This window comes from Pseudomonas sp. C11 (genome assembly GCF_034683865.1).
Classification (GTDB): domain Bacteria; phylum Pseudomonadota; class Gammaproteobacteria; order Pseudomonadales; family Pseudomonadaceae; genus Aquipseudomonas.
This window is the reverse complement of the sequence record NZ_JAWIIP010000012.1, coordinates 25,299-42,712: the sequence shown is the minus strand read 5'-3', so window position 1 is coordinate 42,712 and position 17,414 is coordinate 25,299. Positions and strand designations below refer to the sequence as shown.

Annotated in this window: 14 protein-coding genes; 6 read left to right on the top strand and 8 right to left on the bottom strand. The window is 65.8% G+C overall.

Annotation, left to right across the window (positions count from 1 at the left end; translation table 11 throughout):
- Positions 1-3: 3 nt before the first annotated feature.
- The 5 genes from VC352_RS18850 (at position 4) to recJ (ending at position 7,036) form a co-directional block, all read left to right on the top strand.
- On the top strand, positions 4-693 hold the full coding sequence (locus tag VC352_RS18850; RefSeq protein WP_322981049.1) for a phospholipase D-like domain-containing protein: 690 nt from the start codon (positions 4-6) through the stop codon (positions 691-693).
- Complete coding sequence (locus VC352_RS18845; protein ID WP_322981048.1) at positions 693-3,404, top strand: ATP-binding protein; 2,712 nt, start codon at positions 693-695, stop codon at positions 3,402-3,404. The genes VC352_RS18850 and VC352_RS18845 overlap by 1 nt, the downstream gene beginning before the upstream one ends.
- A gap of 87 nt (positions 3,405-3,491) precedes the next feature.
- Positions 3,492-4,670, top strand: coding sequence for a GGDEF domain-containing protein (locus VC352_RS18840; RefSeq protein ID WP_322981047.1), 1,179 nt, complete (start codon positions 3,492-3,494; stop codon positions 4,668-4,670).
- A 44-nt stretch (positions 4,671-4,714) separates the two neighbouring features.
- Positions 4,715-5,254 carry a YaeQ family protein gene (locus VC352_RS18835; RefSeq protein ID WP_106736834.1) on the top strand — a complete coding sequence of 180 codons (540 nt, stop codon included), beginning with the start codon at positions 4,715-4,717 and terminating at the stop codon, positions 5,252-5,254.
- A gap of 72 nt (positions 5,255-5,326) precedes the next feature.
- Positions 5,327-7,036 (top strand): single-stranded-DNA-specific exonuclease RecJ, encoded by a 1,710-nt coding sequence (gene recJ, locus VC352_RS18830; RefSeq protein ID WP_322981046.1) that lies wholly within the window; start codon positions 5,327-5,329, stop codon positions 7,034-7,036.
- Between the two features lie 18 nt (positions 7,037-7,054).
- Here the strand turns inward: recJ and dapA are convergent, their stop codons facing one another.
- From dapA to VC352_RS18790, 8 genes are all read right to left on the bottom strand, one after another.
- Entirely contained in the window at positions 7,055-7,921 is an 867-nt protein-coding gene (gene dapA, locus VC352_RS18825) for a 4-hydroxy-tetrahydrodipicolinate synthase (protein WP_322981045.1), read from the bottom strand.
- A gap of 323 nt (positions 7,922-8,244) precedes the next feature.
- Positions 8,245-9,669, bottom strand: coding sequence for a gamma-aminobutyraldehyde dehydrogenase (locus tag VC352_RS18820; RefSeq protein WP_322981044.1), 1,425 nt, complete (start codon positions 9,667-9,669; stop codon positions 8,245-8,247).
- A gap of 43 nt (positions 9,670-9,712) precedes the next feature.
- Positions 9,713-10,519: an ABC transporter permease gene (locus VC352_RS18815; protein WP_322981043.1), complete on the bottom strand. Its 807-nt coding sequence runs from the start codon at positions 10,517-10,519 to the stop codon at positions 9,713-9,715.
- Complete coding sequence (locus VC352_RS18810; RefSeq protein WP_322981042.1) at positions 10,509-11,447, bottom strand: ABC transporter permease; 939 nt, start codon at positions 11,445-11,447, stop codon at positions 10,509-10,511. Before VC352_RS18810 ends, VC352_RS18815 begins: the two co-directional genes overlap by 11 nt.
- Position 11,448: 1 nt before the next feature.
- A complete protein-coding gene (locus VC352_RS18805; RefSeq protein ID WP_322981041.1) occupies positions 11,449-12,477 on the bottom strand; it encodes an ABC transporter ATP-binding protein in 1,029 nt (342 codons plus the stop codon).
- Positions 12,478-12,730: 253 nt separating this feature from the next.
- Positions 12,731-13,882: a putative ABC transporter substrate-binding protein YdcS gene (gene ydcS, locus VC352_RS18800; RefSeq protein WP_322981040.1), complete on the bottom strand. Its 1,152-nt coding sequence runs from the start codon at positions 13,880-13,882 to the stop codon at positions 12,731-12,733.
- 69 nt (positions 13,883-13,951) lie between these two features.
- Entirely contained in the window at positions 13,952-15,448 is a 1,497-nt protein-coding gene (locus VC352_RS18795) for a gamma-aminobutyraldehyde dehydrogenase (RefSeq protein WP_416340207.1), read from the bottom strand.
- Positions 15,449-15,538: 90 nt separating this feature from the next.
- On the bottom strand, positions 15,539-16,450 hold the full coding sequence (locus VC352_RS18790; protein WP_322981039.1) for a LysR family transcriptional regulator: 912 nt from the start codon (positions 16,448-16,450) through the stop codon (positions 15,539-15,541).
- Between the two features lie 168 nt (positions 16,451-16,618).
- Between VC352_RS18790 and VC352_RS18785 the strand changes: the two genes are divergently transcribed.
- Entirely contained in the window at positions 16,619-17,356 is a 738-nt protein-coding gene (locus VC352_RS18785; protein WP_322981158.1) for a tellurite resistance TerB family protein, read from the top strand.
- Positions 17,357-17,414: the final 58 nt, after the last annotated feature.

The window sequence follows — 17,414 nt, the reverse complement described above, 5'->3', positions numbered from 1 at the left end:
TTCATGGACTTCAACCGCCTCGACCAGCAACTGCGTGACAGCCTGGCCGATCTGCGCCTGAGCAACGAGGAGCGCGACGAGCTGCGCCAACTGGGCAGCGAGCTGAGCAGCGATCAGGTGCGTTTCATGCGTAACCGTGCCTTCGCCCTGGCCCGCGAGCTGATGAAGGAGCCGGAGAACGTCGAGCCGGTGCTGAAATGGCTGGAGCAAGTCATCAAGACCCTCGACAGTGTCGGCAGCGCGCCGCGCGTGGAACATGCCACGGCGCACTTCAGCCCTGGCGAGAGTTGCCGGCGCAAGATTCGCGAGCTGTGCCGCCAGGCGCGCAAGAGCGTGGAGATCTGTGTCTACACCATCTCCGACGATCAGCTCAGTGAGGAGGTGCTGGCCTGCCATGAGCGCGGTCTCGCCGTGCGGGTGATCAGCGACAACGAAAAACAGTTCGACGTCGGCAGCGATATTCAGTGGTTGCGCGACAAGGGGGTGCCGCTGCGCATCGACGCCGGCCCCTTCCACATGCACCACAAATTTGCCCTGTTCGATGGGCGCCTGCTGCTCAACGGCAGCTTCAACTGGACACGCAGCGCCAGCACCAGCAACGAGGAAAACCTGTTGGTGATCGATCACCCGCAACTGGTTGCGGCCTACAGCCGTGAATTCGAGTCGCTGTGGGCGCGTTACGCAGGTAACTGATGAGCCAAATTCACGCCCGCCAACTGCTCGGCTTCTATCGCAGCTGCTACCTGGCCGACAGCCGCGACCTGGATCTGGACAACCTGAGCAAGCTGCCCGCCAATCGCTGGGCCTGGCTCGATGGGCGTGAGGAACTGGCCAGCGGCGGTATGCCGCTGTTGCCGTTGTCTGCCGAGCTGGGCCGTAACCTGGCCGAGGCGCAGGCGCTGTATCAACGCGAGCTGCAACTGGTCTACGGCGTGCTGCCGATCTGTGGCCGGCTGCAGCTGGAAAGCGGGGCCTCGCAGGCGATCTGTGGCCCGTTGTTCTATTACGAGGCCAACCTGCAGGCGACGGCCGACGGGCAGAGCCAGATGCTCGCCATCGACGTGCAGCGTACCCATGGCAATTGGCGCTTGTTGCGCCGTCTGTTCGATGAGAGCGGCAACGATAGTCTCGACGAACTGCCGCTGCCGACATGCCCACTCGATGATGCCTCCCTGGGGCAGTTGCTGGCCTGGGTAGAGCGCAATACGCAGGTGGGCGACGTCAGTGAGGCGGCGGGTTTCCCGCAATTGGCAGATGTCGAGACCTTGGCCAAGGCTCAGCGTCGCCGCAGCCTGTCGCTGCAGGCCGGCGCCTTCGTCGCGCTGGTGCCGCGCGGCAGCGGCAGTCGCGGCATTGCCCATGAGCTACAGCTGCTGCAGGAGGCCGAGCAGCTTTCGCCGGCCTTGTTGCAGTTGCTCGGTGAAGCGCCAGCGGTTCCGCCTACGGGGTCGATCAGTACGCCGCAGCGCCTGCCTGCGCAGCTCAGCGCGGCGCAATGCCGGACGCTGGCCAATGCCGCGCGTTATCCGCTAAGCCAGATTTCCGGCCCGCCCGGCACCGGCAAGAGCTACAGCCTGGCCGCGCTGGCGCTGGATCGCTACCTGCAGGGCGAGACGGTACTGCTGGTCAGCCGCAGTGCCCAGGCGGTGCGCGTGATCGCGCACAAGCTGCGCGAGGATTTCGGCCTGCGTGACGGCGTGCTCGAAGGCGATGGCCAGAGCCTGCGCCAGGCCCTGCGCGAGCGGCTGCAGCGGATGCTGCAGGGCGAGATTGCCGAGGTATCCGAGCCGCTCGAGGCACGTCAACGCAGCGAACTGGAGGTGCTGACGCAGGCCGAAGTGCGCCTGTCGGCTGATTTTCGTCGGCGCTGCGAGCAGGCCGTGCGCTGGAGCCGCCTGCTGCTGCGTGCCGAACGTGGCAGCCTGGCCTTCTGGCAGCGCTGGTTGCAGGTGCCTTGGGTGCGTAAGCGTATTGGTAGCAGTGTGCGCCCCTGGGCATTGCTGGATGAGTTGCGCGATTGCCAGCAGCGCCGTCAGTCGCTCAGCCGTGAGCACCTCAACAGCCATCGCAGCCTGGCGCTCAAGCGCCTGCTAATGACCGACCGTGGCTTGTTCGTGCGCTACAACCAGGCCATTCGCGCGCGCAATTCGCAGCGCCAACTGGCGCTGTTCGAGGATATCGACCCGGCGCGCCTGCTGGCGGCCTTCCCGATCTGGGTGGTGACGCTGGACGAGCTGCATCGGCTGCTGCCGCTGCGCCCGCAGCTGTTCGACGTGATGGTGATGGACGAAGCAACTCAGTGCGATATCGCCTCGGCGCTGCCGGCCTTCCAGCGTTGCAAGCGTGCGGTGGTGACCGGCGATGCGCGTCAGTTGCGGCATATCTCCTTTCTCTCCCGCGTGCGTGAGACGCAGCTGTTGCAACGCGCCGGCCTGCAGGCAGAGGTGCGCGAGGCCTGGAGCTACCGTGACAACAGCGTGCTGGATCTGGTCGGCCTGCAACTGGTCAGCCAGGACGGCGTGGTGTTTCTCGACGAACACTTTCGCAGCCGCCCGGCGCTGATTCGCTTCAGCAACGAGTTGTTCTACGACCAGCGCTTGCGGGTGATGAAGGAGCGTCCGGGTGGTGAGGCCTGCGACAGCCTGCAATTGCTGCGCATCGACGGCCAGCGTGGGCGCAATGGGGTCAACGAAGCAGAGGTGGAGCGCGTGCTGGCGCTTATCACCGCGCACCTGGCCGAGTACCAGGGCAGCCCGCTCAAACCCAGCATCGGTGTGCTGTCACCGTTCCGTGATCAGGTCGAACGCATCCGCACGCGCATCGGCGAAACCCAGCCGCTGGAACAACTGCGCGAGTTCCGCCTGCTGGTGGATACGCCCTACGGCTTCCAGGGTGAGGAGCGCGATCTGATGATCCTCAGCTTCGCCATCGATAGAGAATCGAGCCAGGCTGCGGCCTACCTGAATCGCGCCGACCTGTTCAACGTCGCCATCACCCGCGCCCGCGAGCGCCAGGTGCTGTTGTTCAGCGGTGATGAGCGCCAGCTGCCGGCCACGCACCTGCTACGCCGTTATCTGGAATACCTTGAAAAGCCCGGCGCCGTCTGGCAACCCGGCGCCACCGATACGGCGCGGCAGACCCTGTGCGAAGCGCTACAGGCCGAGGGCGTCAGCGTCTGGAACCACTATCCGCTGGCTGGCCAGGTGCTGGACCTGTTCTGCCGCCGTGGCGACAAATGCCTGGCCATCGACCTGATCGGTTTTCCGGGGGAGGGCGAGGGCTTCCTCGAACTGGAGCGTTATCTGGTACTGACGCGCGCCGGCCTGGAAACCCTGCCGCTGAGTTACGGCCTGTGGCGCGAGGCGCCGCAGCAGGTGTTGGAGGCCGTATTGGCAAGGCTTTGACCGTGTTCCCGGGGCCGCTTTCAGCTATCGTACAGGCCATGTCTGGTAAGTCAGGAAGGCTTACTGAAAAGCTTCGGAAATTCTTCGATGTTGATGTTGCAGTTGCACCTGCCCACCCTGTTAGTCGCCAGCACTGCGGTCATCAGCTTGTGCGGGGTGTTGTTGATCTTCAGCTGGTCGCAGGGGCGTCAGCAGCGGGCCCTGTTATGGACGGGCGCGATGATGCTGTTGGCCGCCCTGGGGCTGGTGCTCAATGCCCTGCGCGGGGGCAGCTTCGATTGGGTGCCCATCGTGCTGGGCAATATCGTGCTGCTGCTGTGCATTGCCATGAACTGGTCGGTGATCCGCGTATTCTGCGGTCGTGCGCCGATCTATACCGGGGTCTGCGCAGGTGCCGCATGTTGGGCGCTGCTGTGTCTGTGGCCGACCTTCTACACCAGTCTGGCGGCGCGGGTCGCCGTGCATACCCTGATCGCCAGCCTGTATCTGCTGGCTGCGTTGGTCGAGCTCTGGCGGGCTCGGCTCACGCTCGAGGTGTCGGTAGTGCCCATGGCAGTGCTCGTCAGTCTGCACCTGATGTTTCTGCTGGCGCGTATGTTCCTTGGCCCCGGCGTGACCGGCTATGGCGATATTCAGTCGAATCCGCTGTTCACCCTCGTGTTGATCGAAAGCATGCTGTACGCCGTCGGCATCGCCTTCATGCTGCTGTCGATGGTCAAGGAGCGTGCTGAAAAGCAATACCGCCGGGCCGCTTATTCCGACGAGTTGACCGGAGTCGGCAATCGGCGGGCCTTCTTCGAAGCGGGCGAGCGCCTGCTCAGCCTGTGTCAGCGTCAGCGCCGCCCCGTGGCGCTGCTGTCCTTCGACCTGGATCATTTCAAGGCGATCAATGATGAGCTGGGCCACCAGGAAGGCGACCGGGTGCTCAAGGCCTTTGCCTCCGGTGTTGCCCAGAGCCTGCGGCGTAGCGACGTGTTCGGGCGTATCGGTGGCGAAGAGTTCGCCTGCCTGATCGACGGCAGTGGCACCGATGCCCTGGCGCTGGCCGAGCGTATCCGTGTCGGCTTCTCTGCGCTGGCGCCCAAGGGGCGCGAACAGAGCGTGAGTATCGGCCTGGTGGCGATGGAGTGGGGCACCTATGACCTGCAGTATCTGCTGAACCTGGCTGACAAGGCGTTGTACCAGGCCAAACGCGACGGGCGTAACCGCGTGGAACTGTACCGAGGGGATGCTGGCGGCTCAGCGGGCGGGGCAGAGGTGCGCTAATCGCGGTAGACTTGCCGCCTTACCGACCCGTCAAGAAGCCCGCCATGGCCCTGCCATCGACCACCTACAAAATCGAACTGAACCTCACCGACATGGATCGCAGCGTCTACGAGAACCTGCGTTTCACCGTCGCTCGTCACCCCTCGGAAACCGAAGAACGCCTGGCCGCAAGGCTGATCGCCTATGCGCTGTTCTACCACGAGCAACTGGCGTTCGGCCGCGGCCTGTCGGATGTCGACGAGCCAGCGTTGTGGGAAAAGAGCCTGGATGATCGTGTGCTGCACTGGATCGAAGTCGGCCAGCCGGACAGCGAGCGCATCACCTGGTGCTCGCGGCGTACCGAGAAGTTCAGCCTGGTGGCCTACGGCAACCTGCGCGTGTGGCAGACCAAGTGCCTCGACCCGGTGCGTAGTCTGAAGAACATCAACGTGGTTGGCCTGGGCCAGGAGGCGCTGGCCGACCTGGCGCTGGACATGCCGCGTTCGCTGTCCTGGAGCGTGATGATCAGCGATGGCGAGCTGTTCGTCACCGACGAGCGTGGTCAGCACGAGATTCCGCTGGAGTGGCTGGCCGGCCAGCGTTGAAGCCGTAGGGCGGGTGCAACCCGCCGGATCACCTGTGGCGGGTTGCACCCGCCCTACACGAAAAGACTCAAGATGCGTATCGAAGCCCGTCCCCTACCTGCACAACTGCCCGATCTGGGAAACCTGCCGCCGCTGCTCACCCGTCTCTACGCCGCCCGTGGCGTGCAGTCCGCCGAGGAGCTGGACAAGGGGCTGGCGCGGCTGATTCCGTACCAGCAGCTCAAGGGCATCGATGCGGCGGTCGAACTGCTGGTCGCGGCGCTCGAGCAGCGTCAGCGCATCCTCATCGTCGGTGACTTCGACGCGGACGGCGCCACGGCCAGTACGGTTGGTGTGCTTGGCCTGCGCCTGCTGGGCGCCGCGCATGTCGATTACCTGGTGCCCAACCGTTTCGAGTATGGCTATGGCCTGACCCCGGAAATCGTCGCCGTCGCTCTCGAACGCCAGCCCGATCTGCTGCTGACCGTGGACAACGGCATCTCCAGCGTCGATGGCGTGGCGGCGGCCAAGGCCGCTGGGCTGACGGTACTGGTCACCGACCATCACCTGCCGGGGCCGGAGCTGCCGGCCGCCGATGCCATCGTCAACCCCAATCAGCCGGGCTGCGAGTTCCCCAGCAAGTCCATGGCCGGCGTTGGGGTGATGTTCTATGTGCTGCTGGCGCTGCGTGCGCGCCTGCGTGAGAGCAACTGGTTCGCCAGCCGTGCGGAGCCGAACCTGGGCGAGTTGCTCGACCTGGTAGCGCTGGGCAGCGTCGCCGACGTGGTGCCGTTGGATGCCAACAACCGCATCCTGGTGCACCAGGGTCTGGCGCGTATCCGTGCTGGCCGGGCGCGGCCTGGGTTGCGGGCGATTCTCGAAGTCGCTGGGCGCGACCATCGGCGTATCACCTCCACCGATCTGGGCTTCATCCTCGGGCCACGCCTTAACGCAGCCGGGCGTCTTGACGACATGAGCTTAGGGATAGAATGCCTGCTCTGCGACGATGAGGCCCTGGCGCGCGACATGGCGGTGCAGCTCGACCAGCTCAACCAGGATCGCAAGGCCATCGAGCAGGGTATGCAACGCGAGGCGCTGGCTCAGCTCAAGGATCTGTCGATCGAGGACATGCCGTTCGGCCTGTGCCTGTTCGAACCGGACTGGCACCAGGGGGTGATCGGCATTCTCGCCTCGCGGCTGAAGGAGCGTTACCACCGCCCGGCCATTGCCTTCGCCGATGCCGGTGAGGGCATGCTCAAGGGCTCGGCGCGTTCGGTGCCGGGGCTGCATATCCGTGATGCGCTGGACGCGGTTGCAGCCAGGCATCCGGGGCTGATCAGCAAGTTCGGCGGGCATGCCATGGCCGCCGGCCTGTCGTTGCCGCAAGCCAACTTCGGCGCCTTCGCCGCGGCTTTCGATGCCGAAGTGCGTCGCCAGCTCAGCGAGGATGACCTGACCGGCCGCCTGCTCTCAGATGGTCAGCTCGATGCCACCGAATTTCACCTGGAACTGGCTCGCGCCCTGCGCAACGCCGGGCCCTGGGGCCAGCATTTCCCCGAGCCGCTGTTCCATGGCGTGTTTCAGGTCATCAACCAGCGCGTGGTCGGTGAGCGCCATCTGAAACTGGTGCTCAAGACCGAATGCGGCAGCGTGCAGCTCGACGGCATCGCCTTCAACATCGACCGCGAGGTTTGGCCGAACCCGACGGTGCGCTGGGCCGAGCTGGCCTACAAACTCGACCTCAACGAGTTCCGTGGCAACGAGACCGTGCAACTGATGGTGGCGCATATCGCTCCGCGCTGACGCAGGGCAGTGCATTAGCTAATCCGCCAATGTGGCCAGCACGTGACGCAGGCGTTCGCGGTTTTCCGGCGAGCAGGGCAGTATCGGCGCGCGTACCTCCTCGTGGGTCAGTTCCAGCAAGGCCAGGGCCGCCTTCACGGCTGCCGGATTGGCTTCGCTGAACGCCGCCTGCATCCAGGGCAGCAACCGGTAGTGCAACTGCCGAGCGCCCTGCAGATCGCCTTGTGCCACACATCGCTGCATCTCCACGTAAAGGTCGGCGCGAATATGCGCCGATGCCGAGATGGCCCCCGCGCCACCCAGACACAGGGTGCTGAAAATCTGCACGTCCTCGCCGGCCAGTACCTGCACCTGGCCATCGGCGATCAACGCCATGGTGGTTTCGACATCGCCGGCGCAGTCCTTGATGGCCTGGATATTGGGATGGCGGACGATGCGGCGCAGCGTTTCGCGCTCGATACGCACGCCGGTACGGTAGGGAATGTCGTAGAGCACCAGCGGCACCTCGGCGGCGTCGGCCAGGGTGGTGAAGAAGTGCTCCAATCCTGCCTGCGACGGGCGGATGTAGTAGGGCGCCGGCACCAGCAGACCGGCCAGCGGGCGGCGCTGGATTTCCCGTTGCAGATCGAGCAGCGCACTCACCTGGTTACCGGCCAGGCCCATGATCACCCGCTCGGCGGGGACGCGCTGGAGCACGGCATCCAGCACCGCCAGTTGCTCGCTATGGCTGAGCGCTGCTGCCTCGCCGGTGGTGCCACAGACCACGAAACCCGCGACACCATCCTCCAGCAGCTTGGCCGTCAGCCGGTCGAGGCTGGCGAAATCGATCTCGCCGTTGTGAAAGGGGGTGACCAGCGCCACCCAGATACCTTGAAAAGCGGACATGCGAAAAACTCCTTGCGACTGACCGTCTGGGTCGCCGTCAGGGAGGGTGCGGGATACGAGCGGAGGGGGAGATGCAACCTGGCGCTTGTCCTGTCAGCCCATCTGACGGGACAGCGCCCCGGTCAAATGAGCGACTGTTTCTTGGATTTCTTGGCAACGACGACGCACGCGCACTGGCAGGCAGTGAAGCCTGGGAGCAGTGATGGGTGGTCGAAGGTGGCGTACATGGGCGGCCCGTTGCCTGAATCGTTCGGCGATGGTGCTCGGCCTGGTGTGAGGCTGTCAAGCACGGGGCGGTTTGCCCCGTGCCGGACAGCGGCTGATCAGTGCTTGAACATCACATGGCGAATGGCGGTGTAGTCCTCCAGGCCGTACATCGACATGTCCTTGCCGTAGCCGGAGCGCTTGACGCCGCCGTGGGGCATTTCGCTGACCAGCATGAAATGCGTGTTGACCCAGGTGCAGCCGTATTGCAGGCGTGCGGCCAGGCGATGGGCGCGGCCCACGTCGCGCGTCCACACCGAGCTGGCCAGGCCGTAGCTGGAGTCGTTGGCCCAGCTCAGCACCTGCGCTTCGTCGTCGAAGGCGGTGATCGAGATCACCGGGCCGAACACTTCGCGCTGGACGATCTCGTCATCCTGGCGGGCACCGGCCAGCACGGTCGGCTCGAAGAAGAAGCCGGGCCGTGCGGCACGCTGGCCGCCGGTGACCACACGGATGTGCGGCAGCGCCTTGGCGCGTTCGACGAAGCCTTCGACGCGCTGCAGGTGCTGTTCGGTGATCAGCGGGCCAAGCTCGACGCCGTCTTCGTCCTGCAGGCCCATCTTCAGCGAACCGACCGCTTCGCCAAGGCGGCGCACCACTTCGTCGTAGACGCCTTGCTGCACGTACAGGCGGCAGGCGGCGGTGCAGTCCTGCCCGGCGTTGTAGAAGCCGAAGCTGCGGATGCCGTCGACCACCGCGTCTATGTCGGCGTCGTCGAACACCAGCACCGGCGCCTTGCCGCCCAGTTCCATGTGCATGCGTTTCACGCTGTCGGCGGTGCCGGCGATGATCCGCGAGCCGGTGGGGATCGAGCCGGTGAGCGAGACCATGCGCACCTTGTCGTGGGTCACCAGGGGCTCGCCGACGCTCGGGCCGCGACCGAAGACGATGTTGACCACGCCAGCGGGGAAGATGCCGGCGAGTATCTCGCCCAGGCGCAGGGCGCTCAGCGGCGTCTGCTCGGAGGGCTTGAGCACCACGGTGTTGCCGGCGGCCAGGGCGGGGGCGAGTTTCCACGCGGCCATCATCAGCGGGTAGTTCCACGGGGCGATGGAGGCGACCACGCCAACCGGATCGCGGCGGATCATCGAGGTGTGGCCGGGCAGGTATTCGCCCGCCGCCGAACCCTGCAGGCAGCGCGCGGCGCCGGCGAAGAAGCGGAACACATCGGCGATGGCCGGCAGCTCGTCGCCACGGGCGGCGGCATAGGGCTTGCCGCAGTTCTGCGATTCCAGCCGGGCCAGTTCGTCGGCGTTGGCATCAATGGCGTCGGCCAGGGCCAGCAGCAGCGCCGAGCGCTGGCCGGGCGTGGTCTGCGACCAGGACTCGAACGCGGCATCGGCAGCACGCACGGCGGCGTCGACCTGCTCGGCGGTGGCTTCGGCGATCTGCACCAGGGGCGTGCCCAGCGACGGATTGAGCACGGCCTGGGGCTCGCCCTGGCCGGCGACCAGTTCACCGTTGATCAGCAGATGGGTTTGCATGAATGGAACCTCGCTAGGGGATGGTCGATGGAGAAAGGCGGGGTCACTTGCCGCTGCCGGCAACGCCCTCGCTGTCCTTGGTCAGGTAGTAGGCGCCGAGGATCGGCAGCATGGTCACCAGCATCACGGCCATGGCCACCACGTTGGTCACCGGCACGTCGCGCGGGCGTGACAACTGGTTGAGCAGCCACAGCGGCAGGGTGCGCTCGTGGCCGGCGGTGAAGGTGGTGACGATGATCTCGTCGAACGACAGGGCGAAGGCCAGCATGCCGCCAGCCAGCAGCGCCGAGGCGAGGTTGGGCAGGACGATGTAGCGGAAGGTCTGCCAGCCGTCTGCACCCAGATCCATGCTGGCCTCGATCAGGCTCTGGCTGGTGCGGCGAAAGCGGGCGATGACGTTGTTGTAGACGATCACCACGCAGAAGGTGGCGTGGCCGATGACGATGGTGAGGATGCCGGGCTCGATGCCGAAGGTCTTGAACGCGGCGAGCAGGGCGATGCCGGTGATGATGCCGGGTAGGGCGATTGGCAGGATCAACATCATCGAGATGCTCTCCTTGCCGAAGAAGTCGCGCCGGTACAGCGCGGCAGCGGCCAGGGTGCCGAGCAGCAGGGCGATGGTGGTGGCGATGGCGGCCACCTGCAGCGACAGCTTGATCGCCTCGAGCACGTCGGCGCGGGCCAAGGCCACGGCGAACCAGTCCAGGGTCAGACCCTTGGGCGGGAAGCTGAAGCCGGCGCTCTCGGTGTTGAAGGCGTAGAGGAAGATGATCAGGATCGGGAAATGCAGGAACAGCAGCCCGCCCCAGGCGGCCAGCTTCAATCCCCAGGATGCGCGCTCAGAGTGCATCGAAGGCCCCCAGACGTTTGACGATGGACAGGTAGACGGCGATCAGCACGATCGGCACCAGGGTGAAGGCGGCTGCCATCGGCATGTTGCCGATCGAGCCCTGCTGCGAATACACCATGTTGCCGATGAAGAAGCCGGGCGGGCCGACCAGTTGCGGGACGATGAAGTCGCCGAGGGTCAGGCTGAAGGTGAAGATCGAGCCGGCGGCGATGCCGGGGATCGACAGCGGCAGGATCACCTGGGCGAAGGTTTGCAGCGGTCGCGCACCCAGGTCGGCCGAGGCCTGCAGCAGCGACGGCGGCAGGCGTTCCAGGGAGGCCTGGATCGGCAGGATCATGAACGGCAGCCAGATGTAGACGAACACCAGAAAGCGCCCGAAATGCGAGGTGGACAGCGTGTTGCCGCCCACACCCGGCGTCGCCAACAGCAGGTTCAGCAGCGGCTCCAGGCCCAGGTGCTGGACGAACCACATGGCCACGCCCCCCTTGGCCAGCAGCAGCGTCCAGGCGTAGGCCTTGACGATGTAGCTGGCCCACATCGGCAGCATCACTGCGATGTAGAAGAACGCCTTGATCCGGCCCGTGGTGTAGCGCGCCATGTAGTAGGCGATGGGGAAGGCCAGCAGGGCGCTGGCCAGGGTGACCGCCACGGCCATGCTCAGGGTGCGCAGGATGATGTCGAAGTTGGCCGGTTGCAACAGCGCGGCGAAGTTGCCCAGCGTCAGATCCGGGGTGACCGTCATGCTGAAGTCGTCGAAGGTGTAGAAACCCTGCCACAGCAGGGTCAGCAACGAACCCAGGTAGACCGCGCCGAACCACAGCAGCGGCGGGATCAGCAGCAGCGACAGGTACAGCGTCGGCTTGCGGTAGAGCAGGTCGGCCAGGCCATGCAGCAGGCCGCCTCCGCTCGGGAGTGTGCTGGTGCTCATCTCAGGCCTCCTCGCGCAGGGCGACCATGGCCCCGCGCGACCAGCGCACCTGCACCGTCTGGCCGACCTGGGGTGAGGTGGCGCTGGCCTGCCACTGGCTGTTGGCCTGGCTGACGGCGAAGTTCTGCCCGTTGTCCAGGCGAATCTCGTAGCGTGTGGCCGCGCCCTGGTACTGGATATCGTGCAGCAGGCCGTTGATCTCCAGCTCGTCGCTGGCCAGAGCCTCGCCAGCGGCCAGGCGCGTGTGCTCGGGGCGGATCGACAGCGGCCGTGCACTGCCGGCCAGGCGCTGCGCCAGCTCGCCACGCAGCACGTTGGAGGTGCCGACGAACTCGGCAACGAAGGCCGTGGCCGGCTGCATGTAGAGGTTGCGCGGCGTGTCCACCTGTTCGATGCGGCCCTTGTTGAACACGGCCACGCGGTCGGACATCGACAGCGCCTCGCCCTGATCATGGGTGACGAAGATGAAGGTGATGCCGAGCTGGCGCTGCAGCTTCTTCAACTCGCTCTGCATCTGCTCGCGCAGCTTCAGATCGAGCGCGCCCAGCGGCTCGTCGAGCAGCAGCACGCGCGGGCGGTTGACCAGGGCGCGGGCCAGGGCCACGCGCTGGCGCTGACCGCCGGACATGGCCGCCGGCTTGCGTCCACCGAAACCGGCCAGGGCGACCATGGCCAGTGCCTCCTCGGCGCGGGCATGACGTTCGGCCCTGGCCACGCCCTTGACCTTGAGGCCGTAGGCGACGTTGTCCAGCACGCTCATGTGCGGGAACAGCGCGTAGTCCTGGAACACGGTGTTGACGTCACGTCGGTAGGGCGCGAGGCCTGCGGCTTCCTCACCGTGAATGCGGATCGAGCCGCTGCTGGGCTGCTCGAAGCCGGCGATCAGGCGCAGGCAGGTGGTCTTGCCCGAACCGGAGGGGCCGAGCATGGAAAAGAATTCGCCGTCCTGGATGTCGATGGACACCCGGTCGACGGCCTTGACCTCGCCGAACACGCGGGAGACATCGGTGAATTGCACTGCAAGGGTCATCTTCAACACTCCAGGAGAAAAACGGCCCACCACCGGCCCGGCCGGTTTGCCGACACGAGACGGGAGGTCGGTGGTGGTGGGACAACGGTGACGCTCTAAACCATCAGGGTTTGAACGTCGTCCTGGCTGCGTCGCGAGCGAGCCTCAGCCGTGTCCGGCCAGCGCACAGAAACCGCAGCGTACTGGCGTACGTGAGGATTCCGAGCACTGCCGGGCGCGGATCAGGCTTGCGCAGCAGCCGCCAGGACGGCGTTCAGCGACCGCCCATGATGGCGATGTAGTCCTGAGTCCAGCGGCTGTAGGGCACGTACTTGCCACCCTCGGCCTGCGGGGTTTTCCAGAAGGCGATCTTGTCGAAGTTGTCGAAGCCGTTGACCTTGCAGCCCTCGGCGCCGAGCAGCTCGTTGCCCTGGCAGGCCGCCGGTACGGCGGGCAGGGAGCCGAACCAGGCGGCCACGTCGCCCTGCACCTTGTTCTCCAGCGACCAGTTCATCCACTTGTAGGCGCATACCGGGTGCTTGGCCTCGGCATGCAGCATGGTGGTGTCGGCCCAGCCGGTGGCGCCCTCGCTGGGCACGGTGGAAGCGATCGGCTGTTTCTCCAGTTGCAGGGCGTTGACCTGGTACGGCCAGGCGCTGGAGGCGACCACGCCTTCGTTCTTGAAGTCGTTCATCTGCACGGTGACATCGTGCCAGTAGCGGTGGATCAGCGGCTGCTGCTGGCGCAGCAGGGCGAGCACGGCGGCGTACTGCTCCTCGGTCAGCAGGTAGGGATCGTCGATGCCCAGCTCGGGCTTGTGCGCCTTGAGGTAGAGCGCAGCGTCGGCGATGTAGATGGGGCCGTCATAGGCCTGCACACGGCCCTTGTTGGGCTTGCCGTCGGCCAGGGTCTGGGCCTCGAACAGCACGTTCCAGCTGGTGGGCGCCTGCTTGAAGACGTTGGTGTTGTACATCAGCACGTTCGGCCCCCACTGGTAGGGCGTGCCGTAGTGCTGCCCGGCGACGGTGTGCCAGGGAGCATTCTTCAGGCGCTCGTCGACCTTGCTCCAGTTGGGGATCAGGTCGGTGTTGATCGGCTGCACGCGCTTGCCGGCGACCAGGCGCAGCGAGGCATCGCCGGAGGCGGTGACCAGGTCGTAGCCGCCCTTGGCCATCAGGCTGACCATTTCGTCGGAGGTGGCGGCGGTCTTGACGTTGACCTGGCAGCCCGACTCCTGCTCGAAGGCGGTCACCCAGTCATAGCCCTTGTCGGTCTCGCCACGCTCGATGTAGCCGGGCCAGGCGATGATGTCGAGCTGACCCTCAGGCTTGCCCAGGGCGGTCAACGGTTCGGCGGCCTGCACGGCACAAACGGTCAGCAGGGCAGTGGTCAGGGCGCTTAGTGCGGCGGTTCTGTGCGCGGACATCGTGTTTCCCTCTTTATTGGACATCGTTGTAGGGGCAGTGAAATGTCGTCGGCGCTGCCGCCGGCGTGATCAGTCTAGTTGTTGTCCGTGGCGCACCATGATGTGGCGCGCCACGCTGTAGTCGTGCAGCGAATCGCTGGACAGATCCTTGCCGTAGCCGGAGCGTTTCAGGCCGCCGTGGGGCATCTCGCTGGTCAGCATGAAATGGGTGTTGATCCAGGTGCAGCCGTACTGCAGGCGCCCGGCAAGCTGGAAGGCCTTGTCCAGGTCGCGTGTCCACACCGAGCTGGCCAGGCCGTATTCGGAGTCGTTGGCCCAGTCCAGCGCTTGGCTCGGTTCGTCGAAGCGGGTGACGGTGACCACGGGGCCGAACACCTCGCGCTGGACGATCTCGTCGCTCTGCCGGCAGCCGGCGAGCAGGGTCGGCTGGTAGTAGAAGCCAGGGCCGGAGTGCACGGCAGCGCCGGTGATGCGTTCGATGTGTGGCTGGCCGAGGGCGCGCTCGACGAAGCTGGCCACGCGGTCGCGCTGGCGGGCGCTGATCAGCGGGCCGATCTCGTTGTCGGCGTCCTTCTTGCGTGCAAAGCGAATGCTGGAGACGGCGTCACCCAAGGCGGCTACCAGGCGATCATGAATACCGGCCTGGGCATAGATGCGGCAGGCGGCGGTGCAGTCCTGCCCGGCGTTGTAATAACCGTGGGCGCGCACGCCCTGCACCACTGCATCGAGGTCGGCGTCGTCGCAGACGATCACCGGCGCCTTGCCGCCCAGTTCCAGGTGGGTGCGTTTGACCGTGCGCGAGGCGGCCTGAAGGATTTTTTGTCCGGTAACGATATCGCCGGTCAGTGACACCAGGCGCACCTTCGGATGGCTGACCAGCGGCGCGCCGACGCTTTCGCCGCCGCCGCAGACGATGTTCAGCACACCGGCCGGCACGATCTGCGCGAGCAGCGGTGCCAGTGCCAGGATCGACAGCGGAGTATGCTCCGACGGCTTGAACACCACGCAGTTGCCGGCGGCCAGGGCTGGAGCGATCTTCCACGCCGCCATCATCAGGGGGTAGTTCCACGGTGCGATGGAGGCGACCACACCGAGGGCGTCACGACGGATCATCGAGGTGTGGCCCGGCAGGTATTCACCGGCCAACTGGCCTTGCTGGCAGCGCACCGCGCCGGCGAAGAAGCGAAATACGTCGGCGGTAGCTGGCAGATCGTCCTGGCGCGCCAGGTGCAGTGGCTTGCCGCAGTTCAGGGCTTCCAGGCGGGCGAGCTTTTCGGCGTTGGCATCGATGGCATCGGCGATGGCCAGCAGCACACTGGCGCGGGTTGCCGGCGTGCTGCGCGACCACTGGCCGAAGGCCCGTTGCGCCGCGAGGATGGCGGCCTCTACCTGAGCGCCCGACGCCTCGGCGACTTCGACCAGGCGTTCGCCGCTGGCTGGGTCGAGAATGGCTTCGCGGCCGCCTTCGCCGGCGACCAGTTGGCCGTCGATGAGCAGGGCGCTGTGCAGCTCGGGCTGAGGGTTGGACATCTTCTTGTGGCCGCTCTGGCGGGGTGTCTCGGGCATGGTGCGTCTCCAGGGAAGCCGCACCGTTCACTGGAGACTAGAGTCCGGCACGGGCTTCGACAAATTCTAAATACTGAAAGCTGCGTTCGATTAAATCGAAACCTTGCGTCCCGGCGGTTGCTCGCGGGCCAGGGTCAGGAAGGGATCGACCAGTGCCGGCCGCGCCGTGCCGCGCCGCCAGGCGAGGCCGACATCCAGCGGTTCGCCGAGGTCGGCCAGTGGCCGGGCCTCGATGATGTCGCCTTCCAGCGACCAGGGCCGGTAGGTCATGTCCGGCTGGATCGACAGGCCCAAGCCTGCCGCCACCAGGCTGCGCACGGCTTCCACCGAGGCGGTGCGCAGGCTGACCTGTGGCGTCAACCCGGCACGGCGCCAGATGCGCTCGGTGTGCAGGCCCATCTCGTCGGCGTTGAGCTGGATCAGCGGCTGCCCGGCGACATCGGCCAGGGTGATGCTGTCGCGTTCCAGCAGCGGGTGCTGGGCCGGCAGCCAGAGGCGGTGCGGCGAGTGGGTCAGTACTTCGGTCTGCAGGGCGTGGCGATCCTCCAGGTTGGAGAGGATCAGCACGCCGACATCGATTTCACCAGCCACCAGCAGATGCTCGATATAGGGGCGTTCGTCCTCCACCACGCGGGTGGAAACGTTGGGGTAGGCGCGCTGGAAGCGGGTGATCAGTTCGGCCAGGTAATAGCCGGCCACCAGACTGGTGACGCCGATGGTGAGCTGGCCTTCGACCTGATCCGTGCTCTGCTGCAGGCTGCGCTTGGCGTTTTCCACCGTGGCCAGGATCAGGTGCGCCTGGCGCAGAAACTGGTGGCCCTGGTGCGTCAGGCTCATGCCCTTGGCATGCCGGTTGAACAGGCTGACGCCGATTTCTTCCTCCAGTTGCTGGATGGCCAGGGTCAGGGTCGACTGGGAAATGAACACGGCCTGGGCGGCGGCGGAGATCGAGCCGGTCTCGGCAACGGCGATGAAGTGGCGAATCTGGCGCAGGGTCATCATGCGGGTGGTCTCACCGATAAGGTGTGAGTCGAATGCTGATAAGAGCTTTCTTTTTTATCGAATGAAAGCCTTTCTTCGTCAGGCCGCAATATTCGGAAGCACAGTCGCTCGCAGGGGCATGCCCGTGCCCGCCTAGAATCGAGGCATTTCCCGAGGAGGACGATGACGATGAACACCCGTGGCTTGCTCGATCAACTGCTCAAATCCGGTCAGGAGATGCTGCAACAGAAAGGTGCTGGTGGTGCCTCTTCCGGGCTGGGTGGCGCGCTGGGCGGCCTGCTCGGCGGTGGCGCAGGCAAGAAGGGCGGTGGCAGCGATCTTGGCGCGATGCTCAAGGGCGCGGGTGGCGGTGCGGCGCTGGCCATGCTGCTGGGCAACAAGCGGGTGCGCAAGGTCGGCGGCAAGGTGGCGGTCTATGGCGGCCTGGCCGCATTGGGCGTGCTGGCCTACAAGGCCTACGGCAACTGGCAGGCGCAGCAGGCCCAGCAAGGCGGGGCACAGCCGGTGGAGCCGCAGACCCTGGATCGTTTGCCGGCCCCGCAGGCCGAGCAGCACAGCCGTGCCATTCTCAAGGCGCTGGTGGCAGCGGCCAAGGCTGACGGCCATGTCGACGAGCGCGAGCGGCAACTGATCGAAGAGGAACTGGGCAAGCTGGCGCAGGACGCTGAATTGCAGGCCTGGCTGCACACCGAACTGAACAAGCCGCTCGATCCCGCCGATGTCGCGCGTGCCGCCAGCACGCCGGAAATGGCCGCCGAGATGTACCTGGCCAGCGTGCTGATGGTGGACGAGGAGCATTTCATGGAGCGGGCTTACCTCGAAGAGCTGGCGCGTCAGCTGCAACTGCCACCTGCACTCAAGGGCGAGCTGGAAGCCCAGGTGCGCGTCGAGCTGCAGCGCGTTTAGACGAAAAGATCATTCATCCTCGCGCTGCGCTTGTTTTAGGCTGTGGCCCAACGACAAG

Excerpts from the sequence above, each read along its gene's own strand:
- recJ (WP_322981046.1), top strand. The coding sequence starts at position 5,327 with ATGCGTATCGAAGCCCGTCCCCTACCTGCACAACTGCCCGATCTGGGA.
- VC352_RS18810 (WP_322981042.1), bottom strand. The coding sequence starts at position 11,447 with ATGAGCACCAGCACACTCCCGAGCGGAGGCGGCCTGCTGCATGGCCTG.
- VC352_RS18815 (WP_322981043.1), bottom strand. The coding sequence starts at position 10,519 with ATGCACTCTGAGCGCGCATCCTGGGGATTGAAGCTGGCCGCCTGGGGC.
- VC352_RS18845 (WP_322981048.1), top strand. The coding sequence starts at position 693 with ATGAGCCAAATTCACGCCCGCCAACTGCTCGGCTTCTATCGCAGCTGC.
- VC352_RS18795 (WP_416340207.1), bottom strand. The coding sequence starts at position 15,448 with ATGCCCGAGACACCCCGCCAGAGCGGCCACAAGAAGATGTCCAACCCT.
- VC352_RS18850 (WP_322981049.1), top strand. The coding sequence starts at position 4 with ATGGACTTCAACCGCCTCGACCAGCAACTGCGTGACAGCCTGGCCGAT.
- VC352_RS18790 (WP_322981039.1), bottom strand. The coding sequence starts at position 16,450 with ATGATGACCCTGCGCCAGATTCGCCACTTCATCGCCGTTGCCGAGACC.
- dapA (WP_322981045.1), bottom strand. The coding sequence starts at position 7,921 with ATGTCCGCTTTTCAAGGTATCTGGGTGGCGCTGGTCACCCCCTTTCAC.
- VC352_RS18785 (WP_322981158.1), top strand. The coding sequence starts at position 16,619 with ATGAACACCCGTGGCTTGCTCGATCAACTGCTCAAATCCGGTCAGGAG.
- VC352_RS18835 (WP_106736834.1), top strand. The coding sequence starts at position 4,715 with ATGGCCCTGCCATCGACCACCTACAAAATCGAACTGAACCTCACCGAC.
- VC352_RS18820 (WP_322981044.1), bottom strand. The coding sequence starts at position 9,669 with ATGCAAACCCATCTGCTGATCAACGGTGAACTGGTCGCCGGCCAGGGC.
- ydcS (WP_322981040.1), bottom strand. The coding sequence starts at position 13,882 with ATGTCCGCGCACAGAACCGCCGCACTAAGCGCCCTGACCACTGCCCTG.
- VC352_RS18805 (WP_322981041.1), bottom strand. The coding sequence starts at position 12,477 with ATGACCCTTGCAGTGCAATTCACCGATGTCTCCCGCGTGTTCGGCGAG.
- VC352_RS18840 (WP_322981047.1), top strand. The coding sequence starts at position 3,492 with ATGTTGATGTTGCAGTTGCACCTGCCCACCCTGTTAGTCGCCAGCACT.